This window comes from Frankia alni ACN14a (assembly GCF_000058485.1).
Lineage (GTDB): Bacteria > Actinomycetota > Actinomycetes > Frankiales > Frankiaceae > Frankia > Frankia alni.
Window position 1 is genome coordinate 3,878,550 of record NC_008278.1, and the last position, 20,576, is coordinate 3,899,125.

General features: G+C 74.5%; 19 protein-coding genes. 11 read left to right on the top strand and 8 right to left on the bottom strand.

What is annotated here, in order from left to right; translation table 11 throughout:
- The first annotated feature begins 455 nt into the window (after positions 1-455).
- Positions 456-1,598 carry an alpha/beta hydrolase gene (locus FRAAL_RS15655; protein ID WP_011604724.1) on the top strand — a complete coding sequence of 381 codons (1,143 nt, stop codon included), beginning with the start codon at positions 456-458 and terminating at the stop codon, positions 1,596-1,598.
- A 113-nt stretch (positions 1,599-1,711) separates the two neighbouring features.
- Positions 1,712-2,422 (top strand): HAD family hydrolase, encoded by a 711-nt coding sequence (locus FRAAL_RS15660; RefSeq protein WP_011604725.1) that lies wholly within the window; start codon positions 1,712-1,714, stop codon positions 2,420-2,422.
- A gap of 22 nt (positions 2,423-2,444) precedes the next feature.
- Here the strand turns inward: FRAAL_RS15660 and FRAAL_RS15665 are convergent, their stop codons facing one another.
- The gene (locus FRAAL_RS15665) at positions 2,445-3,200 is read right to left on the bottom strand and encodes an alpha/beta fold hydrolase (protein WP_041939363.1); all 756 of its coding nucleotides are present in this window, start codon (positions 3,198-3,200) and stop codon (positions 2,445-2,447) included.
- A 333-nt stretch (positions 3,201-3,533) separates the two neighbouring features.
- Between FRAAL_RS15665 and FRAAL_RS15670 the strand changes: the two genes are divergently transcribed.
- Positions 3,534-4,478 carry a phosphatase PAP2 family protein gene (locus FRAAL_RS15670; protein ID WP_011604727.1) on the top strand — a complete coding sequence of 315 codons (945 nt, stop codon included), beginning with the start codon at positions 3,534-3,536 and terminating at the stop codon, positions 4,476-4,478.
- Positions 4,479-4,565: 87 nt separating this feature from the next.
- On the opposite strand, the gene FRAAL_RS15675 is transcribed toward FRAAL_RS15670, so the two are convergent.
- The 3 genes from FRAAL_RS15675 to FRAAL_RS15685 all read right to left on the bottom strand — a co-directional run bounded on the left by FRAAL_RS15675 (position 4,566) and on the right by FRAAL_RS15685 (position 10,116).
- The gene (locus FRAAL_RS15675) at positions 4,566-7,118 is read right to left on the bottom strand and encodes a CaiB/BaiF CoA transferase family protein (protein ID WP_041939364.1); all 2,553 of its coding nucleotides are present in this window, start codon (positions 7,116-7,118) and stop codon (positions 4,566-4,568) included.
- Between the two features lie 178 nt (positions 7,119-7,296).
- Positions 7,297-8,157, bottom strand: coding sequence for a class II glutamine amidotransferase (locus FRAAL_RS15680; RefSeq protein ID WP_011604729.1), 861 nt, complete (start codon positions 8,155-8,157; stop codon positions 7,297-7,299).
- A gap of 108 nt (positions 8,158-8,265) precedes the next feature.
- The gene (locus FRAAL_RS15685) at positions 8,266-10,116 is read right to left on the bottom strand and encodes a sensor domain-containing protein (RefSeq protein ID WP_050997140.1); all 1,851 of its coding nucleotides are present in this window, start codon (positions 10,114-10,116) and stop codon (positions 8,266-8,268) included.
- Positions 10,117-10,251: 135 nt separating this feature from the next.
- Here FRAAL_RS15685 and FRAAL_RS15690 point away from each other — a divergent pair, with 135 nt between their 5' ends.
- The 4 genes from FRAAL_RS15690 to FRAAL_RS15705 all read left to right on the top strand — a co-directional run bounded on the left by FRAAL_RS15690 (position 10,252) and on the right by FRAAL_RS15705 (position 13,803).
- On the top strand, positions 10,252-10,776 hold the full coding sequence (locus FRAAL_RS15690; protein ID WP_231861019.1) for a MarR family winged helix-turn-helix transcriptional regulator: 525 nt from the start codon (positions 10,252-10,254) through the stop codon (positions 10,774-10,776).
- A 12-nt stretch (positions 10,777-10,788) separates the two neighbouring features.
- Positions 10,789-12,501, top strand: a complete 1,713-nt coding sequence (locus FRAAL_RS15695; RefSeq protein WP_011604732.1) for an MFS transporter — start codon at positions 10,789-10,791, stop codon at positions 12,499-12,501.
- A 225-nt stretch (positions 12,502-12,726) separates the two neighbouring features.
- A complete protein-coding gene (locus FRAAL_RS15700; RefSeq protein WP_011604733.1) occupies positions 12,727-13,392 on the top strand; it encodes a hypothetical protein in 666 nt (221 codons plus the stop codon).
- A 162-nt stretch (positions 13,393-13,554) separates the two neighbouring features.
- Positions 13,555-13,803 (top strand): hypothetical protein, encoded by a 249-nt coding sequence (locus FRAAL_RS15705; protein ID WP_011604734.1) that lies wholly within the window; start codon positions 13,555-13,557, stop codon positions 13,801-13,803.
- A 21-nt stretch (positions 13,804-13,824) separates the two neighbouring features.
- Here the strand turns inward: FRAAL_RS15705 and FRAAL_RS15710 are convergent, their stop codons facing one another.
- A complete protein-coding gene (locus tag FRAAL_RS15710; protein WP_011604735.1) occupies positions 13,825-14,226 on the bottom strand; it encodes a PPOX class F420-dependent oxidoreductase in 402 nt (133 codons plus the stop codon).
- A 368-nt stretch (positions 14,227-14,594) separates the two neighbouring features.
- On the opposite strand from FRAAL_RS15710, the gene FRAAL_RS15715 reads away from it, so the two are divergent.
- Positions 14,595-15,800 carry a CaiB/BaiF CoA transferase family protein gene (locus FRAAL_RS15715; protein WP_041940587.1) on the top strand — a complete coding sequence of 402 codons (1,206 nt, stop codon included), beginning with the start codon at positions 14,595-14,597 and terminating at the stop codon, positions 15,798-15,800.
- A gap of 88 nt (positions 15,801-15,888) precedes the next feature.
- On the opposite strand, the gene FRAAL_RS15720 is transcribed toward FRAAL_RS15715, so the two are convergent.
- A complete protein-coding gene (locus FRAAL_RS15720) occupies positions 15,889-16,287 on the bottom strand; it encodes a nuclear transport factor 2 family protein (protein ID WP_041940588.1) in 399 nt (132 codons plus the stop codon).
- Between the two features lie 77 nt (positions 16,288-16,364).
- Between FRAAL_RS15720 and FRAAL_RS15725 the strand changes: the two genes are divergently transcribed.
- Positions 16,365-17,453 carry a LysR family transcriptional regulator gene (locus tag FRAAL_RS15725; protein ID WP_173402692.1) on the top strand — a complete coding sequence of 363 codons (1,089 nt, stop codon included), beginning with the start codon at positions 16,365-16,367 and terminating at the stop codon, positions 17,451-17,453.
- Positions 17,454-17,558: 105 nt separating this feature from the next.
- The gene (locus FRAAL_RS36115; RefSeq protein WP_041939365.1) at positions 17,559-17,741 is read left to right on the top strand and encodes a hypothetical protein; all 183 of its coding nucleotides are present in this window, start codon (positions 17,559-17,561) and stop codon (positions 17,739-17,741) included.
- Between the two features lie 87 nt (positions 17,742-17,828).
- Here FRAAL_RS36115 and FRAAL_RS15735 read toward each other — a convergent pair whose 3' ends face one another.
- Positions 17,829-18,188 (bottom strand): hypothetical protein, encoded by a 360-nt coding sequence (locus FRAAL_RS15735; RefSeq protein ID WP_011604740.1) that lies wholly within the window; start codon positions 18,186-18,188, stop codon positions 17,829-17,831.
- A gap of 344 nt (positions 18,189-18,532) precedes the next feature.
- On the opposite strand from FRAAL_RS15735, the gene FRAAL_RS15740 reads away from it, so the two are divergent.
- Positions 18,533-19,099, top strand: a complete 567-nt coding sequence (locus tag FRAAL_RS15740) for a shikimate kinase (protein ID WP_011604741.1) — start codon at positions 18,533-18,535, stop codon at positions 19,097-19,099.
- Between the two features lie 151 nt (positions 19,100-19,250).
- Here FRAAL_RS15740 and FRAAL_RS15745 read toward each other — a convergent pair whose 3' ends face one another.
- Complete coding sequence (locus FRAAL_RS15745) at positions 19,251-20,129, bottom strand: NAD(P)-dependent oxidoreductase (protein WP_011604742.1); 879 nt, start codon at positions 20,127-20,129, stop codon at positions 19,251-19,253.
- Positions 20,130-20,576: the final 447 nt, after the last annotated feature.

Genomic DNA, 20,576 nt, shown 5'->3' on the forward strand with positions numbered 1-20,576 from the left:
TGGCTCGGTGACGGCCTGCCGGGTTCGAGACGACACGTGAGGGCATCCCCAGGAAACGGACGGGGGCAGGCCCCCGCCACGGTCGGCCGCTGGCCGGATGGGGGCGGGGCGCCGGGCTCCCTAGCGTGATCGACATGGCGCTACGTCCTCACGACAGACACCTCCGTCACGAAACGATCATCCCGTCCGGGCGCTTCCCGAGGAACCGGCGGGCGGCCGCCGCCGCGTTCGCCGCCCTCGCGCTGACGGCCACCGGCGCCCTTGGTAGCGCCGCAGCTCCCGCCACCGCGTCTGCCGGCGCCACCGCGTCTGCCGGGACCGCGTCTGCCGGGACCGCGTCTCGGGCCATCGCGGCTTCCGTCGCGGCGTCTCCCACTGTCGTCGCATCGTCCGGCGCCGCGACATCGCCGTTGCGGTTGCCGTTGCCGACTGCGGGACCTTCGGACCGCGGCGGGGTGGTCTCGTCCGAGCGGCTGGACGTCCTGTCCGTGGCGCGGGTGCGGGCGGTGCTGACCGCGAGCGGATTCGACGCGGACCCGGCGGTCGTGCGCGCCGGCGTGGTCACCTACCGGCTCGTCTACCGCACGATCGACCCGCGCGGGCAGGCAACCACCGCCAGCGGCTTGCTGGCCCTGCCCGCCACCGACGACCGCCGGCTGCGTGTCGTCTCCTACACCCACGGTACCGAGATCGCCCGCGTCGACGCCCCGTCGACGGCGACGGACCTGGCCGCCGACGGCTGGGGCCAGGCCCCGGCCCTCACCTACGCCGCGGCCGGTTTCGCCGCGGCCGCCCCCGACTACCTCGGCCTCGGCGTCGGGCCCGGTCCGCATCCGTGGATGGACGTGCCCTCCGAGGTGTCGGCGTCGCTCGACCTGCTGCGCGCCACCCGGGCGTTCCTCGCCGCGCAGGGGCGCACGGTCGACCCGCGGGTCCTGGTGACGGGGTTCTCCCAGGGCGCCTCGGCGGCGACCGGCCTCGGCGCGGCGCTGCAGGCCGGCGCCGAGGCGTCGCTGCGCCTCGGCGCGCTGGCGCCGGTCAGCGGCGCCTACGACTTCCGCTCGGTGGAGCTGCCCGCCCTGCTGGCCGGCCGGGTCGAACAGCCCTACGGCGTCGGCTACACCGCCTACCTGCTCGTCGCGTTCAACCGGCTGCACCACCTGTACGACGCGCCCGCGGAGGTCTTCCGCGACCCGTCGGTCGAGGCGCTGTTCGACGGCGAGCACTCCGGCCAGCAGTTCGTCGCCGGCCTGCCGGCGAGCATCGACGCCCTGCTCACCCCGCGCGGCGCCGAGCTGCTGCGCCATCCACGGGGTCGGTTCGCGGCGGCGCTGGCGGTGGCCGACGCGACCTGCTCCGCGCCGCCGGGCCTGCGGTCGCTGCCACAGCCGCTGCCCGCGCCGGTGCGGCTCTACGCCGGCGGCGCCGACACCCAGGTGCCCCGGGCGAACAGCGAGCACTGTGCCGCGGCGCTGCGCGGGCACGGCGTCGACGCCCCGATCGTCGACCTCGGCGCGGGCGTCGACCATCTGGGCTCCAACCGGGCCGGCACCGCGGCCGTCGTTCGCTGGTTCCTGACGCCCGGTGGCCCGCGCTGAGCTCGCGCCTGCGACGGGCCGTGGATCGGCGGCGCCTGGGCGGGACCTGCGCCGGCCACGCCGGGGGAGCGATCGAGGCCCGCGGGGGCCGCCGGGTGTGCCAGGCTCCACCCATGACGTCTGCCGTCGCGGAGTCGGGTGGAGCGCGGACGCCGGCCGCGGTGCTGTTCGACATGGACGGCCTGCTCGTCGACACCGAGCGGCTGTGGACGCGGGCGCAGGAGGACCTCGCCGCCCACCTCGGCGGCGTGTTCACCCCCGAGATCAAGGCGGCGCTCATGGGCCGCGGCCCGGACACCGCGCTGCACCTCATGCTGTCGCTGCTCGGGGTGGACGGTTCGCGCTTCGACGAGGCGGCGCGGTTCGTCATGGGTCGCATCGTCGAGCTGTTCGCCGCGCCGGGGGCGATCGTGGCCCGGCCCGGGGCCGTCGACCTGCTCGACGCGCTCGCGGCGCAGGGCGTGCCGCTGGCGCTGGTGTCGTCGTCGGCCCGGGTGCTCATGGACCACGTGCTCGGCGCGGTGGGCGCGGCCCGCTTCCAGGTGTCGGTCGCCGGGGACGAGGTGGTGCACGGCAAGCCGGATCCCGAGCCGTACCTGCGGGCCAGCCGGCTGCTCGCCGCGCCGCCGGCGCGCTGCGTCGTGCTGGAGGACAGCGCCTCGGGCGCGACGGCGGGCCTGGCCGCGGGCTGCGTGACCGTCCTCGTCCCCTCGACGCCACGGCCGCCGGACGTCCCCGCCGACGCCGTCGTGCCGAGCCTCGCCGACGTCACCCCGGCGTGGCTCGCCGCCCTGGTCGACCGTCGGACTCCCCGGGAAGGATGACGTCGGGCTCGGACAGCCGCAGTCAGGCGGTGGGGTGGGCGAGGGGGTGGCCGGCGCGGTCGAGGAGGAGGCGGGCCAGCTCGGCGGGGTGGCTGATCATGGCGTTGTGGCCGGTGTCGAGGTCGACGATCTCGTCGACGCCGCCCAACGCCTCGATGGAGCGGCGCTGGGTGGCCGGCGTCTGGGCGCGGTCGCGCAGGGTCAGCAGCCAGGTGCGGGGCACGGAGCGGTCGAGGCCGGTGCGGTCGGTGGGTTCGGTCGTCACCGCGGTGGACTCGCCGTAGAGCCGGGACAGGCTGAACGCCCGCTGCTCGCGGGTCATGCCGTTGCAGAACGAGTAGCGCGCCAGCAGGCGGGGCATCGGCGCGGCGGGGCGGCCGGTCGCGGCCTTGCGGCGGGCGACCCAGCCCAGGATGCCGGGCACCGTGTCGACGATCGAGCGGCCCTGCGGCGGTACGGCGGCGCCCAGCAGGATCATCCGGCGCACGCGCGTCGGCCCCAGCCGCGCGACGACGCCGGGCACGGTCAGGCCGGCCATCGAATGGCCGACGATGACGAACTCGCCGATGCCGGCGGCGTCGATCTGCGCGATCGTGCTCGTCACCCAGTCGTCGACGGTGACCGTGGCCAGGTCCGCGGGCACCGAGCGCCGGCCGGGCAGGTCGACGGCGAGGACCGGCGTGCCCGGTGCCTGTAACCCGATCTCGGCGACGGTGGGTTCCCAACAGTCCCCGGCGTGCTGACCGCCGTGCACGAGCACGATGCCGACCTCCGCCATCACAGACCTCCCGCATTCGTCTATCTCGGTCAAACGTGAGAAGACGTTAGATGATCTGACGATCGCGTCAAGAGGTGCGGCGCGCGCCCGTCGTCGGCATCGGCGGGTTCCGCGGCGTGGGCGGGCCGGTGGCGGCATCCGGCGCGAACGGGTCGTAACGTGACGGCCGGGGCGGCCGCATCGCCGACCGGGCTGGCCGCCGTGGCTGGCCGCACCTCGCACGACGACGCACGACGAACGCAGGACGACGCACGACGAACGCAGGACGACGCACGACGAACGCAGGACGACGCACGACGAACGCAGGACGACGGGACGAGAACGGGGGCGCCGATGCCGCTGTGGCAGCAGGCCGCGGTCGGGGCGGGGGCGCTGCTGGCGCTGGCCGTGGTGGCCCGGGTGGTGCACCGGTGGTGGCCGCGGCGCGGCGTCGAGCTGGTCGCCGCCGCGTCCCGGGAGGCCGGCATCATCCTCGGCCTGTTCACGCTGTGGCAGGTCGCCCGCATCCTCGGGGTGACCCGCGTCGCCGGTGGGATCGAACACGCCGAGTGGATCTGGCGGGCCGAGCAGTGGCTGCACCTGCCGAGCGAGGTCACGCTCGAACGGTTCATGCTGCGCCACGAGACCCTGCTGCGGGCCGCGAACGACTTCTACTCCTGGGTGCACTTCCCGGCGATGAACCTCTTCCTGGTGTGGGTGTTCGCCCGCCACCGCCGCGCCTACCCGTCGGTGCGCACGACGATCGTGCTGTTCACCGGCTCGTCGCTCCTGTTCCACATGTTCCTGCCGGTGGCGCCGCCGCGGATGCTGACGTCGGTCGGCTTCGTCGACGAGGCGGTGCTGCTCGGCCAGTCGGTGTACGGCGAGTTCGGCGGCGGGGTCGCCGCGCAGCTCTCGGCGCTGCCCTCGGTGCACGTGGGCTGGGCGTTCCTCATCGCCTACGAGGTCATCCGGATCAGCCCGAGCCGCTGGCGTTGGCTGATCGTCGTGCATCCGATCGTGACGACCCTCGTCGTCGTCGTCACCGCGAACCACTTCTGGGCCGACGGCATCGTCGCGGTCGTGCTGCTGGTGCTGGCCGAGGTGGTCGGCCGGGCCCTGACCCGCGCGCTGCGCCGGCTGCGCGAGGGCATCCGCGCCCGCCGCGGCGGCGCCGAGTCCGGGCGGGGACGCCCGCAGGCCGTCCCCGCCCTGGTCACGGTCCCGTCAGCCGCCGCCGGGGCCGCGCGCCGCGACGTGCCGGCCGCGGGCTGCGACCCGTCGCCCCTGCCCCGGTAGCCCGGCTGGCCTGACCGGCGGCGCTGCCAGCCGGTGGGGCCAGCCGGTGGGGCGGGAGGCCGGTGGGGCGGGAGGCGTGACGGGTGGTCAGCCGCCGACGATGCCGCGCTCGCGCAGGTCGGCGATGGCGGCCGCGTCGTGGCCGAGTTCGGTGAGGATGGCGTCGGTGTGCGCGCCGGCGTAGGCGAAACCCTTCGGGCTCGTCGCGGAGCGGGAGAAGCGGGTGGCGGGACCGGGGCGCAGGTGCTCGTCGAACACGTCGCTGTGCACGGTCACGCAGTACTCCTCCGCCGCGGCCGGCTCCACCTGGATGATCGTCTGCTGGGAGCGCTCGGCGACCTCGACACAGCCCACGCCGGCCGCGGTGAGGTCGCGTTCCCAGTCGGCGGCCGGCCGGGTGCCGAACGCCTTCGCCAGCACGTCGGCGAGGGCCGCGTCGTGCTCGACCCGGCCCGCGGCGGTCGCGAACCTCGGGTCGGCGCCGAGATCGGCGTCGAGGTCGGCGTGGGCGGCGAGCACCGCGGCCAGGCGCGGCCACTCCTTGTCCGCGGGGGCGGCGAGGAACACCCAGCCGGACGCGGCCGGATAGATCCGGTACAGGGCGGACAGCCCCCAGGCGTCGTCGTCGACCTCCCGCGGCGCCGGCCTGCCGGGATAGTCGACGACCTGGTCGAGGATGGCGTGGGTGGCGGTCGCGAGCATCGTCGTCGTCAGCGCGCCCGTGGCCCGGCCCCGGCGGCGGGCGACCAGGCCCAGCAGGATCGCGGAGGCGGCGCCGAGGGCGGCGATGCCGTCGGCCTGCACGGGCACGGCGGCCGCGGCGGCGAAGCAGCGCACCGCGCCGGTCTTCTTCTGCCCCACGGTGGTCACCGCGCTGCGCACACCGGGGGCGTCGGTGAGTGCCAGCCCGCTGGCCGCGCCGATCGCCGGGGCGTACGCCGGGCGGTGGCCGTAGGGGCCGTCGGTGCCGTAGCCGGGGGCGTTGACGTAGACGAGGTCGGGGTTGAGGGCGCGCAGCGTCGCCGCGTCGATGCCGGCGCGTTCGGCGGCGCCCGCCCGGAACGCCTGCAGCACCACGTCGGCCCGCCGCACGAGGTCGTGGACGATCGCGCGGCCCTCGTCGGTGGCCAGGTCGACGCACAGGCTCTCCTTGCCCTGCATGACCTTCGCGCCGCCGGACTCGGGGAAGCCGGCGACCCGGCGGATCGTGTCACCCTCCAGCGTCTCGATTTTGATGACGCGGGCGCCGAGGTCGGCGAGCAGGGTCGCGGCGAACGGCCCGGCGAACATCAGCCCGAAGTCCAGCACGGTGATCCCCGCGAGCGGCTGCCCGCCCGCACCGCCCGCCGCCGCCGTGGTGGCCGCCGTGGTGGCCGCCGACGAGTCGAGAGCCGGCGACGCAGCAGCGGCGGTCGAGGGAGAGGCGGTCGACGGGGCGGCGGCGGCCCCCGGAGCTGTGGCGGGCGCCGGCTGGCCGAGGCGGGGTGCGGGCGCGAGCTCGCGCAGCGGGTGGCCGTCGGCGTGGACGAGGGTGGAGGGCTGCACGACCGGGCCGAGCTCGGGGTCGGTGACGGTGACGCGCCGGCCCTCGTGGACGAGCTGCGGGTGGACCAGTGCGTCGGCGCCGCGGCGGAACGGCTCGGCGGAGATGTCGCCGTTGGCGGCGAAGACCTCCTCCCATTCCGCGAGGGTCCGCTGCCCGACCCGTTCGATCATCAGCTCCCACAGCTCGGTGCGCAGTTCCTGTGTCGGCAGGGCGGGGACACCGGCCCACTTCGGGTCGGTGAACACCTCCGCCAGGCCTAACTCCCGCATCAGCGCGACGAACAGCCGCGGCTCGACCTGCGCGAACTGCAGCCAGGTGCCGTCCTTCGTCGGTGCGGTCAGCAGCGGGTACACCAGCGGCCCCTGGACCTCTCCGGCGGCGTTGAACGCTTTGACGACGGTGAACGCGTCGGGCCAGCGGATGCCGACGATCTCGGTGTAGAAGTTCCAGGTGTCCAGGGCGCCGACGCCGCGGGCGAGGTCGGCGGCGACCTGCTGGCCCAGCCCGCTGGCGTCGCGTTCGAGCAGCGCGGCGAGGATGCCGTGCACGGCGGTGTGCGCCGCGCCCCAGGAGGCGAAGGGCACCGACACGTAGGCCGGCCCGCGCCGCGCCGTGATCGCCTCCTTGACGTGGAAGACGCCGAGCTTGGCCAGCACCAGGCCCTCGTAGCCGGGCAGGTCGCGCCACGGCCCGCCCGGCCCGAAGCCGGTGATCGACGCGCTGACCAGCCGCGGGTGGTCGGCGGCGAGGTCGGCCGCGGTCAGCCGCAGCGCCGCGAGCGTCGCCGGCCGGTACGTGGTGACCAGGACGTCGGCGTCGGCGAGCAGGGCGTCGAGCTCGTCGCGGCCGCCGTCGGCGCGCAGGTCCACCACGACGCTGCGCCGGCCGCGGCCGAGGACCGGCCAGTCGACCCGCCGGCGCAGCGCGCTGCCGCCGGGCGGTTCGACCAGCACGACGTCGGCCCCGGCGTCGGCGAGGAACAGCGTCGCCAGCGCCCCGGGCAGGCTGCCCGACAGATCGACGACGCGCAGCCCCGCCAGCGGCGCCTGACCCGCAGGTCCGGCCGGCCCTCCATCGGAAGTGATCTCCGTCACGCCGTACTCCCTCGTCCCCGCGATCACTCGGCACCTTGTGATGGGGATCCTAGTGCACTAGGTCAGCGAGGAGAACTATCTCGTCCTGTGCGCGGTGCGATGCGGTGCGATGCGGGAGCGGCGTGCGGTTCCGCAGGGAAACATCAGGATCACCAAACCGGGGTTCGGGTCGAGGGGTTCAGTGGGGCTGTTGCTGCGAGGTCGCCGCCTCGGGGCGCAGATCGGCGAGGGTGAGCGGGTGTGCCGGGGGATCGGGCAGGACGGTCACCGAGGTGACCTGCCCGCCGGCGCCGACGTGGACGAGGTCGCCGGGGGGCAGCGGGCGCCAGTCGGGATGGTCGTCCATGGGTTCGCTCGCCACGATGACGGCGGGCGCGCTCGCCAGCTCGTCGGCGTGCACCCGCGTCGCTCCCGCGGCGTCGCTGTGCCGCAACGGCTGGCCGCCGGCGGGCCGGTCCAGCAGGAACAGGCGGTTGGTCTCCGGGTACCGCAGCGCCCACAGGTCGTCGGGCGTGATCAGCAGCAGGTTGATGCTGTAGAGCGGCAGGTTGGCGGCCACCCAGCGGACCGCGGCGGCGATCCCGCGCCCGACGTCGCCGCCGGCGGCGTGGATCTCCCGGGTGATCAGGGCGAAGAGGCGTTCGGAGTCGGTGTCGCCGGCCACCTGCGCCATCGCGGTGCCCAGCTGCGCCTGTAGGACGTCGAGGCCCTCGATCACCCCGTTGTGCGCGAAGAGCCGGCCGTCCTGGCGGAACGGGTGGGTGTTGCGCGGCGCGAGCCCGCCGGTGGAGGCGTGGCGGACGTGGGCGACGAACGTCGTCGACTGCGCCTGGCGCGCCCGCGCGGCGAACTGGCGGTCCTCCCAGGCGGCGATCGGCTGGCGGAACAGCTCCGCCCGGCCGTCGGCGTCGAAGTAGCCCAGGCCCGTGCCGTCCGGGTTGCGGTGGCTCTGCTCGTCGAGGCTGTCGGGGGCGTCGAGCAGCCAGAACGTGGCCCGGGTCCGTCGCGGGGCCCCGGTCAGCCCGAAAAGTCGGCACATCGGCGTACACCCTTCCTCGTTCCGTCTCCCTGCCCGGTCCGGACCGCCGCCTGCCCGATCCGTTCTCGCGTCGACCGTTCTCGCGTCGACCGTTCTCGCGTCGTCGTCCTACCCGGGTGTCGCGGGTGTCGGACCCGTGCTCAGGCGCATCCAGTCCTGGTGGACGACGCAGCGCCCGGCGCCGGCGCGCTTGGCGGCGTACATCGCGATGTCCGAGGCGTTGAGCAGGCGGTCGGGGTCGGTGAGGCCGGGCCCGGAGACCGCGACGCCGGCGCTGGCGGTGACGGTCACCGTGGTGGCGTCGATCGTCACCGGTTCGGCCAGGCCGGCGAGGATCCGCGCGGCGACCCGCTCGACGGTCTCGACCGACTCGACCTGCGTGCAGAGCACGGCGAACTCGTCGCCGGCGAGGCGGGCGACCACGTCACACGGTCGCACCGCGGCGCGCAGTCGGCCGGCGACCGTGCGCAGGAGCACGTCGCCGGCCAGATGCCCGTAGGTGTCGTTGACCGACTTGAAGCTGTCCAGGTCGACGAACACGACGCCGGTGCGCCCCGCGCCCGCCCGGCCCTCGCCGGCCCCCGCCCGGTGGTCCGCGGCCAGGCTGCTGCGCAGCCGCTCCAGCAGCGAGGCCCGGTTCGGCAGGCCGGTGAGCATGTCGTGCTGCGAGCGGTAGCGGATCTCCCGCTCGGCGGCGAAGCGGGCCGCGGCCGCGCCGAGCACGCCTGCCACCGCCGCCACGAAGCTGCGTTCGGAGTCGGTGAAGGCCCCGACCCCCGCCGGCAGGACGGTCCCGGGGGAGGTGTACGGGGGCCCGGCGGCGCCCGGGGGGCGCTGGACGGCGACGACCGCCGAAGGTTCGCCGCGCAGACCGATCGGCTCGGCGAGAGCGAACCAGCCGTCCGGGCACGGGTCCACCTCGCCGCCGGCGGTCGCCGACTCGCCGCCGTCGGTGGCCGACCGTGACCCCGCGGGTCGGCGCAGGGCCTGCTGGGCGACCGCGGCAGCCGTGGATCGCGACACCGACGGCCCGGCGACGGCCACCAGGCCCAGCGCGCCGGTGTCCCCGTCGACCTCGTGCAGGGTCGCCGTCGCTCCGAGATGCTCGGCGAGCACCGCCGTCGCCCGGCGCCACAGCACGGCCGGCTCGAGGGTGACCAGGGCCTGGCGGGCCAGGTCGGCGAGGTGGGCCTGCGCGGCGCGGGCGCTCTCCCGCTCGGTGATGTCGATCGTGATGGCCGCGGCCAGGCTGACCTGGCCCTGGGCGTCGCGGATCGGCATCACGTGCAGGTCGAGGTAGCGGCCGAACGCGCCGACGATCCGCGCGCCGGACTCACCGGCGAGACCTCGGCGCAGCATGTCCATCGCCTGCGGATGATCGGCGAACACCTCGAACACCGACGCCGACTCGGCGGCGGCAAGTCCCGCGGCCTCCTCGGCCGTGTGCCTGCCCAGCCCGAACACCGAGCGGCCCGACTGGTCGATCAGCAGCATCGACACCGGGCTGTGGTCCAGCACGAGCCGCAGATACCGGTTGGCCTGTTCCCGCTCGGTGATGTCCTGCACCCGGCTGACGACCTGCACCCCGTCGTCGGTGACGACGGCCGTGGAGACGATCAACACCGGCGCCGGTGACCCGTCCGGCCGGGTCAGGCGGACGGCCAGCGGCTGCTCCACAGCTTCCCCGGCCTCGGCGAGTTCCCCGGCCTCGGCGAGCGCCGGCCCGCGGCCGGGGCGCACCGCCGTCAGCCGGGCGAGCGCGCGGGACTGGTAGGCCGACAGCCGGTCCGCGTCGCCGGGCGGCAGGTAGGCCGTCAACGGCGAGCCCACGAGCGCACCCCGGTCGCGGCCGAGGATCCGGCAGGCGGTGTCGTTGACGTAACTGATCCGCCCGCCGGACGCGGCGGTGGCGACCAGGCCGATCTCCAGCCGGTCCAGCACGCAGTCGGTCACATCCATGACGGCCCAGGCCGACCTCCCTCCGCCCCCCGACGGCTTACCGAGGGACCTACCCGATGGCACCGGGTGGAATCGCCGGTCAGCGGCCGATGCCGGCACTGGCGAGGACAAAAGATAAGTGCTTAATATAAAGAAGTGATAGATCGCGTAGCTGGGACGGACGGCCCGGAGCTCGCGCTGCGGGTTGGTTCGGCCCTCGAACGTCTCGCCCGGGTGGTGCGCCAGCTTGCCCAGCCCAGCGACCTGTCGTTCGGCGCCGTGGTCACGCTGTCGACCCTGGAGCGCCTCGGGCCGCACCGGCTGACCGACCTCGCCGCCCGGGAGGGCGTCACCCAGCCGGCGATGACCCAGCTCGTCACCCGGCTGGCCGACGCCGGCCTGGTGGCCCGGGCCACCGACCCGACCGACGGCCGGGTGGTGCGCGTCCACCTCACCGAGGCGGGCCGAGCCACGCTGGCCGCCCGGCGCGCGAAGCGGGTCGAACGGGTTGCCGGGCTGCTCGCCGAGCTCAGCCCGCAGGAGCGGGCGGCGCTGAGCGCTGCGCTGCCCGCCGTCGACGCCCTGGTCGACCTGGCCTCGGGCGAGCGGACACCGGCACAGCAGGAAACACCGGCACAGCAGACAACACCGGCACGTCGGGCAACACCGGCAGGTGAGTAGGGGAGCCGCCGCATGAGTGCGTCCGCGCACGCGCAGACCGCCAGTCCGTTCCGTCAGCCGAAGGCCGTGTTCGCGGTGGCCTTCGCCTGTGTGGTGTCGTTCATGGGAATCGGGCTGGTCGATCCGGTGCTGCCCGCGATCTCCAACCAGCTCCACGCCTCGCCGAGCCAGGTGACGCTGCTGTTCACCAGCTACCTGGTGATCACGGCCGTGGCGATGCTGCTGGTCGGCTGGATCTCCAGCCGGATCGGCGCGAAGCGGACGCTGATCGTCGGCCTCGCCGTCATCGTCGTGTTCAGCGCGCTCGCCGGCTCCGCGTCGAGCATCAACGGCATCGTCGGGTTCCGGGCCGGCTGGGGGGTCGGCAACGCCCTGTTCATCGCGACCTCGCTGGCGGTGATCGTGGCGTCGGCCAGCGGCGGGTTCGCCGGGGCGATCGTGCTGTACGAGACGGCGCTCGGGGTCGGCATCGCCTGCGGTCCGCTGCTCGGCGGCGTGCTCGGCGAGGTGAGCTGGCGGGGCCCGTTCTACGGCGTGGCGGTGCTCATGGCGGTCGCGCTGCTGGCCACGATCGTGCTCGTCGAGCCGATGCCGCTACCGGCGCGCCGCACCGGCCTGCGCGAGCCGTTGGCCGCGCTGCGCCACCGCGGGCTGCTCACCCTGTCGTTGACCGCGCTCTGCTACAACTGGGGCTTCTTCACCCTGCTCGGGTACGCGCCGTTCCCGATGCATCTGAGCGCCATCCAGCTCGGGCTGGTCTTCACCGGCTGGGGCGTCCTCGTCGCCGTGTTCGCCGTGGCGGGCGCGCCGTGGTTGCAGGCCCGCCTGGGCCTCGCCCGCACGCTCTACGGCAACCTCGCCCTGTTCGCCGCGGTGATCGCAGTGATCGCGATCTGGACGACGCACCGGGCGGTGCTGATTCCCGCGGTCATCGTCACCGGTGTTTTCATCGGCGTGAACAACACCGTCACCACCCAGGCGGTCATGAGCGTCGCCCCCGTCGAGCGGTCGATCGCCTCCTCCGCGTACGGCTTCGTCCGCTTCATCGGCGGAGGTCTCGCCCCCTACGCCGCCGGCAAGCTCGTCGACGCGTTCAACGTCCACGTGCCGTTCTACCTCGCCGCCGGCGTGGTCGCGCTGGGGATCGCCGTGCTCGCCACCGCCCACGACCTGCTGGCCCGCGCCGAGGCCGGGCAGGCGGTGGAGGTCACCGCCGCCGCGCCGCCGGCCTCCCTGCGGCTGGAGGAGGTCGAGCCGGTGGCCGGTCCGGCGCGGCGGACGATCGTGGCCGCCGTCGACGGGTCGGCCGTCGCCGACCTGGTGACGGCCGCCGCCGGCCGCCTCGCCGGCATCCACGGCGCGACGGTGGACGTGGTCCACGTCCAGGAGGCGGCGGTGACCGCGGACGCGGCGGCCGACGTCGACCCTGTCGCGGCCGCGCACGCCGGGGTGCGCCGCCACCTCGACCGGCTGCGGGCGCAGGGGGTGCCGGTGGCCGGGCACGTCCTGCTCCACGCCGCCGACCACGCAGCGGTGGGGCGGCTGCTGGCCGAGCACGCCCGGGCGAGCGCCGCGCGCACGATCGTCCTCGGCGCCCCCACCCGCGGCGGCGGGCTGCTGGACGAAAGTGCCAGCCGGGAACTGTGGCGTCACGCCCAGAGCAACATCGTCCTCGTCAACCCGGCCGCCGCCGACGAGGCGGCTCCGCTGGTCAGCGTGTCCTGACCGCCCGCCCGCTCGGCGTCGGCCGCCGTGGGCGGTCGCGCTGGGTGCTGACATACGTCACAAACACCTGATTACCGCCCCCCGGGCTTCCCATACTGTGACGGTGCGAGAGCGTCGTTGCGGGCCCGGTGCGCGCCGCCGGCCCCGGCAGGGCGACGCCCGCGGGAGGCCGACGGTCGCCCGCGGGGCCGCCGCGGGCGCGCCGGCGGGCTGCGGGGCGGCCCGATGAGCGGACCGGCGCCCGCCGGGCGGACGGACCCGGCCCGGTCGGTCGGGCCCGAGCTGGTCTGGTATGCAAGCTACGGCTCCAACATGCGCATGGCCCGGCTGACGTACTACCTCGCCGGCGGCTGCCCGCCGGGCAGCGACCACCGTCATCCGGGCTGCCGCGATCCGCGCCCGCCGAGGTTGGCGGTCCCGGTCATGCTGCCCGGTGACGTGTACTTCGCGCTGGAGTCACAGATCTGGACGGGTGGGATCGCCTTCTACGACCCGGCTGCCCGCGGGGAGGTTGCCGGCCGGGCCTACCTGCTCACCGCGGGCCAGTTCGCCGACGTCGCCGCCCAGGAGATGCACCGCGCCCCCGACGTCGACCTCGACCTGGCCGCCGTGCTGCGCACCGGCCGGGCCCGGGTCGGTCCGGGCCGCTACGAGACGCTGGTGCTCGTCGGCCATCGCGGCGGCGTTCCCGTCCTGACGTTCACCGCGCCATGGTCGCTGGCCGACGTGCGCCCCACCGTGCCGTCGGCCGGCTACCTGGCCATGCTCGCCGGCGGCCTGCGCGAGGCGCACGGCTGGTCGCCGGCCCGGATCGCCGCCTACCTCGCCGCCCGGCCCGGCGCCGCCGGGGTGTGGCGGCCCGCGGACATCGAACGCCTCGTCGCCGAGTAACTCGCCGGCCGAGCCGGCCGGGGCGACCGGCGACCGCGGACCGGCGCCACGGACGGCCGGGGACGCCCGCGGGGGGCGGGGAGTTTTGCCGGCGGCGGGGCGGGGAGGCGTCCGTCATCGACGCGGATGGCCGTCATCCGCCGCAACGAGAGGAAGACGCCGATGTCGACCGACAGCCGCCGACCGAGCGACACCGCGAGCCGCGTCTCCGCCGGCTGGCGCGACCAGGCGCGCCACGGCGGCGTCCGCGGACCGCTGGACGACGACGTGCTCGCCGCCCGCACCGAGCGGGAACGCGTGGACGCCGGCGTCGAGGACCGCCCGGAACCCGCCGCGGCGGTCACCGACACCCCGCCGCGCGCCGACGCGGACCAGGACGGGGGCCGGCACCGGGACGAACCGCGCCGATAGCGCGACCGCTCACGCCACCACTCACGCCACCGTGCGCCGCGAGCCCTCCCGACCGCCGGCGCCGAGGTTCCAGCTGATGATCCGGCGCGGGTGCACGCGGATGACCTCGGGGCTCAGGTGCGCGGCCGGGGGATCCCAGCCGGTCAGGGCCTCGGCGGTCCCGCGGATCTCCAGGCCGCGCACCGTCCACGGCTCCAGCGAGGCGATGTCGTCGACGACGTACGCCACCTGGCCGTTCGCGGCGATGTTGTGGAACTTGCGGCTGTTGCCGAGGTCGTAGCCGTAGATACTGATCACTCCGGTCGCGTCGTCGACGGCGTGGGCGACCGGGCTGTTCTGCAACGTCCCGTCCGGGGCGAGCGTGGCGAGCCGGCCCAGGCGCTGGGAGTGCAGGTAGTCGAGTTCGGCCGGGGTGAAGACCACAAGGGCTCCCTCTGGCGAGTCCCGGTCTGTCCGGGAGCGACGGCGGGCCGTGACCGGGCGCGGCCGCGGCGGACGGGCGGCGGCGACCACGGGCGGGCCCGTCCGTGATCGACCCTAGAGGCTGAACCCGTGGTGAGGTCAACACTCGGAGTCCCGGCCTGTCTCCAAGATAATCAACGCTGTTGACGAAATGGCGGGCGACGTTAATGATCTTGAAATTCCCGTCGTGCTCCATCACGGCCAGCAGAGGTAACCGGCTGATTGCTCGCCGTCAGGAAAGTGATCTGGCTGACATGGCTAACTGTTCCTACTAGGTTCACGGGCTGGGGGAGTGCGGGCAGCGGGTGCGCAGCGAGGAGGAGCGGACGATGAGCAGACCGTTCGAGGGCGTGAGCGTCGTCGAGATCGCCGGGTGGACGTTCGTGCCGGCCGCGGGCGCGATCCTCGCCGATCTCGGTGCCGACGTCGTCAAGGTCGAACCGCCCACCGGCGACCCGCAGCGCCTGCTGCGCAACCTGCTCAACCAGGACGACAGCGGTCCCAACCCGTTCCTGGAGATCCCCAACCACGGCAAGCGCAGCGTCACCCTCGACCTGACCACCCCCGCCGGCCGGGAGGTGCTGCTGCGCCTCGTCGCCGACGCCGACGTGTTCCTCACCAGCTACCTGCCGGCGTTACGCGCCCGCCTCGGCATCGACGTCGACGACCTGCGGGCGGTGAACCCCCGGCTGGTCTACGTGCGCGGCAGCGGCTGGGGCAGCCGGGGCCCGATGGTCAACACCGGCGGCTACGACTCGGCGGCGGCCTGGTGCAGCTCGGGGACCCTGCACAAGCTCACCGGCGCCGGTGACGACGAACCGGTCGCCCAGCCGGCCGCCTTCTACGACCTGCAGGGCAGCAACACCATCGCCGGCGCCGTCGCGATGGCCCTCTACCGCCGGGAGCGGACGGGCGAGACCGCCGTCGTCGACGTCTCCCTGCTCAACACCGGCATGTGGGCGCTGGGCGCGGACATCGCCGCCGCGCCGTTCTCCGGCGAGGTGCCGCGGGCCGACCGCCGCGCCCCGGGAAACCCGATCGCCAACTACTACCGGACCAAGGACGGACGCTGGATCAACCTGGTCTGCCTGCAGGCCGACCGGTTCTGGGACGAGCTGTGCCTGGTCCTCGACCGTCCCGAGCTCGTCGCCGACCCGCGGTTCCTCGACGCCGCCGCCCGCTTCACCCACAACCGGGCCTGCGTCGAGGTGCTCGACGGCATCTTCGCCGAACGCACCCTCGACGAGTGGCGCGAGACCCTGGCCGGGTTCTCCGGGGTGTGGGCGCCCGCGCTGACGCCCGCCGAGGTTCACGACCACGTGCAGGTCCGGGAGAACGGCTACCTTTCCGAGCTGACCGCCGAGGACGGCACGCCGTTTCGGGTCGTCGCCCCGCCCTACCAGTTCGACGGCGAACCCGCCCGCGCCCGCAGCCGCGCCCCCGAACTCGGGGCCGACACCGCCGAGGTGCTGCGCGGCCTCGGCCTCGACGCCGCCACCGTCGACGACTACCGCGCCCAGGGCGCCTTCGGCTGAGTCCCCGCTGCCCGATCGGGTGACCGCGCCCGGACGGGGCGGGCGTGGCGTCCGGCGGTCCGGCGTCCGGCGGTCAGGCGTCCGGTGGTCAGGCGAACAGGACGCGGGCCACGTGGTCGGTGTCGGCGTACTCCCGGACGGAGACGATGCGGCCGTCGCGGACCTCGAAGATGCCCAGGCACCGGTTGTCGTACGGCGCGCCGCCGGCAGCGGTGCCGCGGGAGATCCAGGTGGCCACGACCCGCGGGCCCTCGGCGAGGACGTCGGTCAGCTCGATGTGCAGCGGCGCGCCGGGCTGCAACCGGCTGCCCATCCCACCGAGGAAGTCGTCGACGATGCGGTCGCGTCCCCGCCACTCACCCGAGATCGGCAGGCTGCCCGGGTAGTGCCAGACGGCGTCCGCGGCGAAGCTGTCACGGATCACCGCGGCGTCGCCGTCGCGGACGGCCTCCACATAGCGGACCACGACCGCGCGTGCATCATCCATGCCGGCCAGCATGCCGCCCGGGCGCCGTCGTCGACCAACAGCCGTCCGTCCGCCTTGACAACCGATGGTGGTCGGCCATGGTGGAGGCCGTGGATCTCGACCTGGGCCAGGCGCGGGCCTTCGTGGCGGCGGCCGAGGAGCTGCACTTCGGCCGGGCCGCCCGGCGGCTGTTCCTCACCCAGCAGGCGCTGTCCAAGCGGATCGCCCGGCTGGAGGACGCGCTCGGCGTCTCGCTGTTCCACCGGTCCGGGCACGCGGTGGAGCTGACCGACGCGGGCCGGCGGTTCCTGGAGCCGGGCCGGGCGGCGCTGCGGGCCGCGGACCGTGCTGTCGCCGCGGCCAGAACGGAGATCCGTCCGCTGCGCGTCGACGTGTGGGGCCACCTCTACGGTCCGATGCGCACCCTGCGGGCAGTCCTCGACGACGCCCCGGCGCTCGGCGTGGAACTCGGCGCCAGCCGCGACCTGCCCACGGCCGTCGACGCGCTGACCCGCGGATCCATCGACCTCGGCTTCGGGCGCGTGCACGCGACCGCCGACCATGCCTTCACCGACCATGCCTTCACCGACGACGCCCTCACCGACCATGCCCCCGGGGAGGACGCCCCCGGGGAGGATGCCCCCGGAGTGGATGCGGGTGCCGGCGGGGAGTTCGCACCGGCTTTCGCCCACCGGCTCGTCCGCCTGGAGCCTCTCGACGTGGTCCTGCACCCCGCCCATCCGCTGGCCGGCGGCGCGCGGGTGCGGCCCGCGGATCTGCGCGGCAGCGTGCTGTGGTGTCCCGCGGCCCTCGACCGGCTCGACTTCCTGCGCCGCTTCGCCGGCAGGTTCGGGATCGCGGCCGAGGCGGCCGCGGTCAACCTCGGCCTCGAACCGCTGCTGGAGCGTCCGCGCGCGGACCCCCGCTACGTCTGCGTGCTGCCCGCGGAGATGGTGCTGCCCGCCGACGCCGGCCTGCGGGGGGTGCGGCTGGTGGAGCCGACCCCGCTGTACGCGTGGTCGCTGCTGTGGCGGGGCGAGCCGTGCGCCGCGGGGCGCAGCCTGCTGCGCGCCTTCGCCGAGACCGCCGCCCGCCGTCGCTGGCTCGAGTACGCTCCCGGCCGCCACTGGCTTCCCGCCGCCGACCACGCGTGGCTCACGGGGTCAGCTGGGCGCCACGGACCGTGACATCACGGGCCGGACCCTCACTCCCCGTGCCGGGATCGGTGGAAGATTTAACGCGGAGGAATCCTGAGTTAATTTTGAGTGAATGCCCGTGTGCAACTCTGAGGCATGCAGACAGGAGCTTGTCCCGACGCCGAAATCGTGGCGATAGCCGCGTCCGTTGACGATATTCCCAGCATGGCGCAGACCGACGCGATGCTGGAAGAACTCCGCCGGCTTCCCCGGAACGCGGAGACGGCCAAGCTGATCGACGATCTGCTGGAGCTCAGATCGCTACTCGGCGCGCGCTGAGCATGCGCGCCGAGTAGCGAAAGGAAAGCTGCGCGACGCGCCGGTTACTGAACGGCGCGCCAGGATTGGTCGGACCGGGTTACCAGATTACTGCTGGGCACCGAACGGCTGGCCCTGGTTCCCCTGGTTTCCGAGGTTGCCCTGGTTACCCTGCTGGCCGCCGCCGAAGCGCTCGCCGGAGCCGCCGATTCCGCCCTGGCCGCCGATTCCGCCCTGGCCGCCACCGACGCCCGCCAGCTCGCGCAGGCGGTTCTCGACGTAGCGCTCGCTGTGGTGCGTCTTGTCGGCAATGCGCGCGACGAGGTCCTCGATGTCGGTCGCGGCGTCGAGATCCGCCGTGCTGACCTGACCGAACTGGTCAAGGATGCGGTAGCGGATCTGCCGCCAGTTCTGGCGCAGCTGCTGCTCCACCTGCTGGCGCTGCTGCTGCTGGTCCTGCTGGGTCATTCTTGTGATCCTTCCGGTCATTATCCGAACGCGCTGAGGGCGCGAGAGGGACGCTACCGCAGCTGGTTCGGCCAGCGCCAAGCCGACGTTGAATGAGAATGTCTGCACCCAGCTCCGGGCATCAGACACCACAATCGGAAGCGTCCCGAATGGGCGTCGGCGGCACAATGTAATACGGAAAAACGAGCCATAAGGAATCGCCGGTCACCCCTTTGTGGTTGTCCTGGCCGCGTCTCATCGGGTGACGCCCCGTCCCGGCCGGTCTCGCCCCGCCCCGGCCACTTAGCGCGGTCGATGCCCTCGTGCCGTGTTCACCCGCTTCCGCGGGTGGGTACACGGGTCCCATGTCGTCGTCATCCCGGTCCGTACCGGCTGCCGAGCGGAGCGCCGCCGCCGGCGGCGACGGCAGCGAGCGGATCTTCCTCGTCGGGCTGATGGGATCGGGCAAGTCGACGGTGGGCCGGGCGCTCGCGGCCCGGCTCGGCCGGCCCTACCTGGACAACGACGCCCTGCTCCAGCAGCGGACCGGACTCGACGCGCCCGCCCTGGCCGACCTGGGCCGCGCGGCCCTGCACGACCAGGAGTCGCGCCAGCTTCACGCCCTGCTCGACACCCCGGCGCCGTATGTCGCCGGGGTCGCGGCCAGCATCGCCGACAACCCCGACGACCTGGGCCGCATCGTCGACGCCGGCCGCGTCGTCTACCTGCGGGCGACCCCGCGGACCCTGGCTCGCCGGGTCGGCCGCGGCCAGGGCCGGCCCTGGCTCGACGGCGACCTGCTGAGCACCCTGAACGAGATGTTCGCCGCCCGCGACGACGTCTACCGCCGCGTCGGGCACGTCGTGGACACCGACGGCCGCGAACCGCACGAGATCGCTGCCGAGCTCGCCCGCCTCGTCGGCGCCGGCTGAACTCCGACGCGCGGACGCGGCGCCGGCTGTGCACGTCGTGCCCGCACCCACCGCGCGGGTTGCGGGTCCGGGCGCCGGGGTGGGACAGCCAGCCGGTCTCGGTCTCGGTCTCGGTTCGGGGTCGGGCTCGGTTCGCGTTCGGGTTCGGTTCTCAGGTCTCGGGCGGGAACCCGGCGGCGGGCAGGCCGAGGGCGCGGATCACCGCGGCGGCGTCCGTCACGCCGGCGGCCTGCTCCGGGCTCAGCGCACCGAGCGGCGAGCCCGCGACCCGCTCCCACACCACGGCCATCGCCTCGAACAGCTCCGACGGCAGGCCCGCGGCGGCCTGGGTCGCGGCGATCTCCCGCATCTCGGTGACGTAGCGGTCCGCCTTGCTCGCCGACAGCGCGAGCCACGATCCGAGCTCGGCGACCTGGGCCGGGAACGTCGGCGCCACGTCGTCGAGCATCGCGTCGAGCACCCCGGCCCGCTGCGCCGCCGCGGTCGCCTGCAGGAAGAGGGCGGCGAGTCCCTTGTAGAGGCTCGCCGTGCTCATCTTCAGCGCGCTCGCGGCACCCACGGGACCCGCCAGGACGCGCGGTTCGAGCCGAGGATGGGCCAGCGCGGCGATCTCACCGGCCCGCGGACCACTCAGGTACAGCCGGGTGCGCGCCCGCGTGGAGGCGGCCCGCGGCGGCGGCCCGGAAATCGACCCATCGACGAGGTCCAGCCCGCCCAGGGCCTGCCCCACCCGCGCGAGCGTCGCCGGGGAGACCGCGTTGAGGTCGGCGACCAGCGGGGTCACCCCCGCCGCGGCGGCCGACCGGCGGATCGCCCCGGCCACGGCGAGGGCCTCGCCCGGCGGCACCACCGACAGCACGACGTCCGCCGCCTCGACCGCCGCGTCGAGAGAGTCGACGAGATCCAGCCCGTCCGCGAGCGCGCGGGTCCGCTGCGAGCGGCCCGCCACGCAGGCCAGGACCCGGGCGCCGCCTTCGGCGTAGCCGCGCCCCAGCGCCGAGCCCATCGCGCCGGGGCTCACAATCGCCACCGCCACCACCCCGGCATCCCCCTTCGCGGCGCCACCCGGGCGGTGTACCCGGCGTCCTGCCGGCAACCCGGGCCCTGACGCACGTGACGTCGGCGACGCAATACGATCCGAAATCGTGACTCGAACACCCTGATCCACGCTGTGTGAACCGCAAGCTGTGACCCGCAAGCTGTGACCCGAAAGCTGTGACCCGAAAACCGTGAACCGAAAGCCGTGAACCGAAAGCCGCGGTCCAGGATCTGTGATCCAGGATAGACGGTCGACCGGGTCGACCTGCCCGCCACCGGCGGGCCCTTCTTGCGGCACGCCCGCGTGCCTGCCCGATCGGATTCGCACGGGGAGTCCGTGTTTGAGGCGTAGCTCCATCGGATGAACCACCATGGTGTGGTGGGCGTGGTCGGGCGTTGGCCGCCGGCAGGGGCGGCGAGCCCGCGGCGACGCTCGTCA

Coding starts and splice junctions, on each gene's coding strand:
- FRAAL_RS15660 (WP_011604725.1), top strand. CDS start 1,712: ATGACGTCTGCCGTCGCGGAGTCGGGTGGAGCGCGGACGCCGGCCGCG.
- FRAAL_RS15715 (WP_041940587.1), top strand. CDS start 14,595: ATGAGCAGACCGTTCGAGGGCGTGAGCGTCGTCGAGATCGCCGGGTGG.
- FRAAL_RS15725 (WP_173402692.1), top strand. CDS start 16,365: ATGGTGGAGGCCGTGGATCTCGACCTGGGCCAGGCGCGGGCCTTCGTG.
- FRAAL_RS36115 (WP_041939365.1), top strand. CDS start 17,559: ATGCAGACAGGAGCTTGTCCCGACGCCGAAATCGTGGCGATAGCCGCG.
- FRAAL_RS15700 (WP_011604733.1), top strand. CDS start 12,727: ATGAGCGGACCGGCGCCCGCCGGGCGGACGGACCCGGCCCGGTCGGTC.
- FRAAL_RS15720 (WP_041940588.1), bottom strand. CDS start 16,287: ATGGATGATGCACGCGCGGTCGTGGTCCGCTATGTGGAGGCCGTCCGC.
- FRAAL_RS15740 (WP_011604741.1), top strand. CDS start 18,533: ATGTCGTCGTCATCCCGGTCCGTACCGGCTGCCGAGCGGAGCGCCGCC.
- FRAAL_RS15665 (WP_041939363.1), bottom strand. CDS start 3,200: ATGGCGGAGGTCGGCATCGTGCTCGTGCACGGCGGTCAGCACGCCGGG.
- FRAAL_RS15670 (WP_011604727.1), top strand. CDS start 3,534: ATGCCGCTGTGGCAGCAGGCCGCGGTCGGGGCGGGGGCGCTGCTGGCG.
- FRAAL_RS15685 (WP_050997140.1), bottom strand. CDS start 10,116: ATGGATGTGACCGACTGCGTGCTGGACCGGCTGGAGATCGGCCTGGTC.
- FRAAL_RS15735 (WP_011604740.1), bottom strand. CDS start 18,188: ATGACCCAGCAGGACCAGCAGCAGCAGCGCCAGCAGGTGGAGCAGCAG.
- FRAAL_RS15695 (WP_011604732.1), top strand. CDS start 10,789: ATGAGTGCGTCCGCGCACGCGCAGACCGCCAGTCCGTTCCGTCAGCCG.
- FRAAL_RS15705 (WP_011604734.1), top strand. CDS start 13,555: ATGTCGACCGACAGCCGCCGACCGAGCGACACCGCGAGCCGCGTCTCC.
- FRAAL_RS15680 (WP_011604729.1), bottom strand. CDS start 8,157: ATGTGCCGACTTTTCGGGCTGACCGGGGCCCCGCGACGGACCCGGGCC.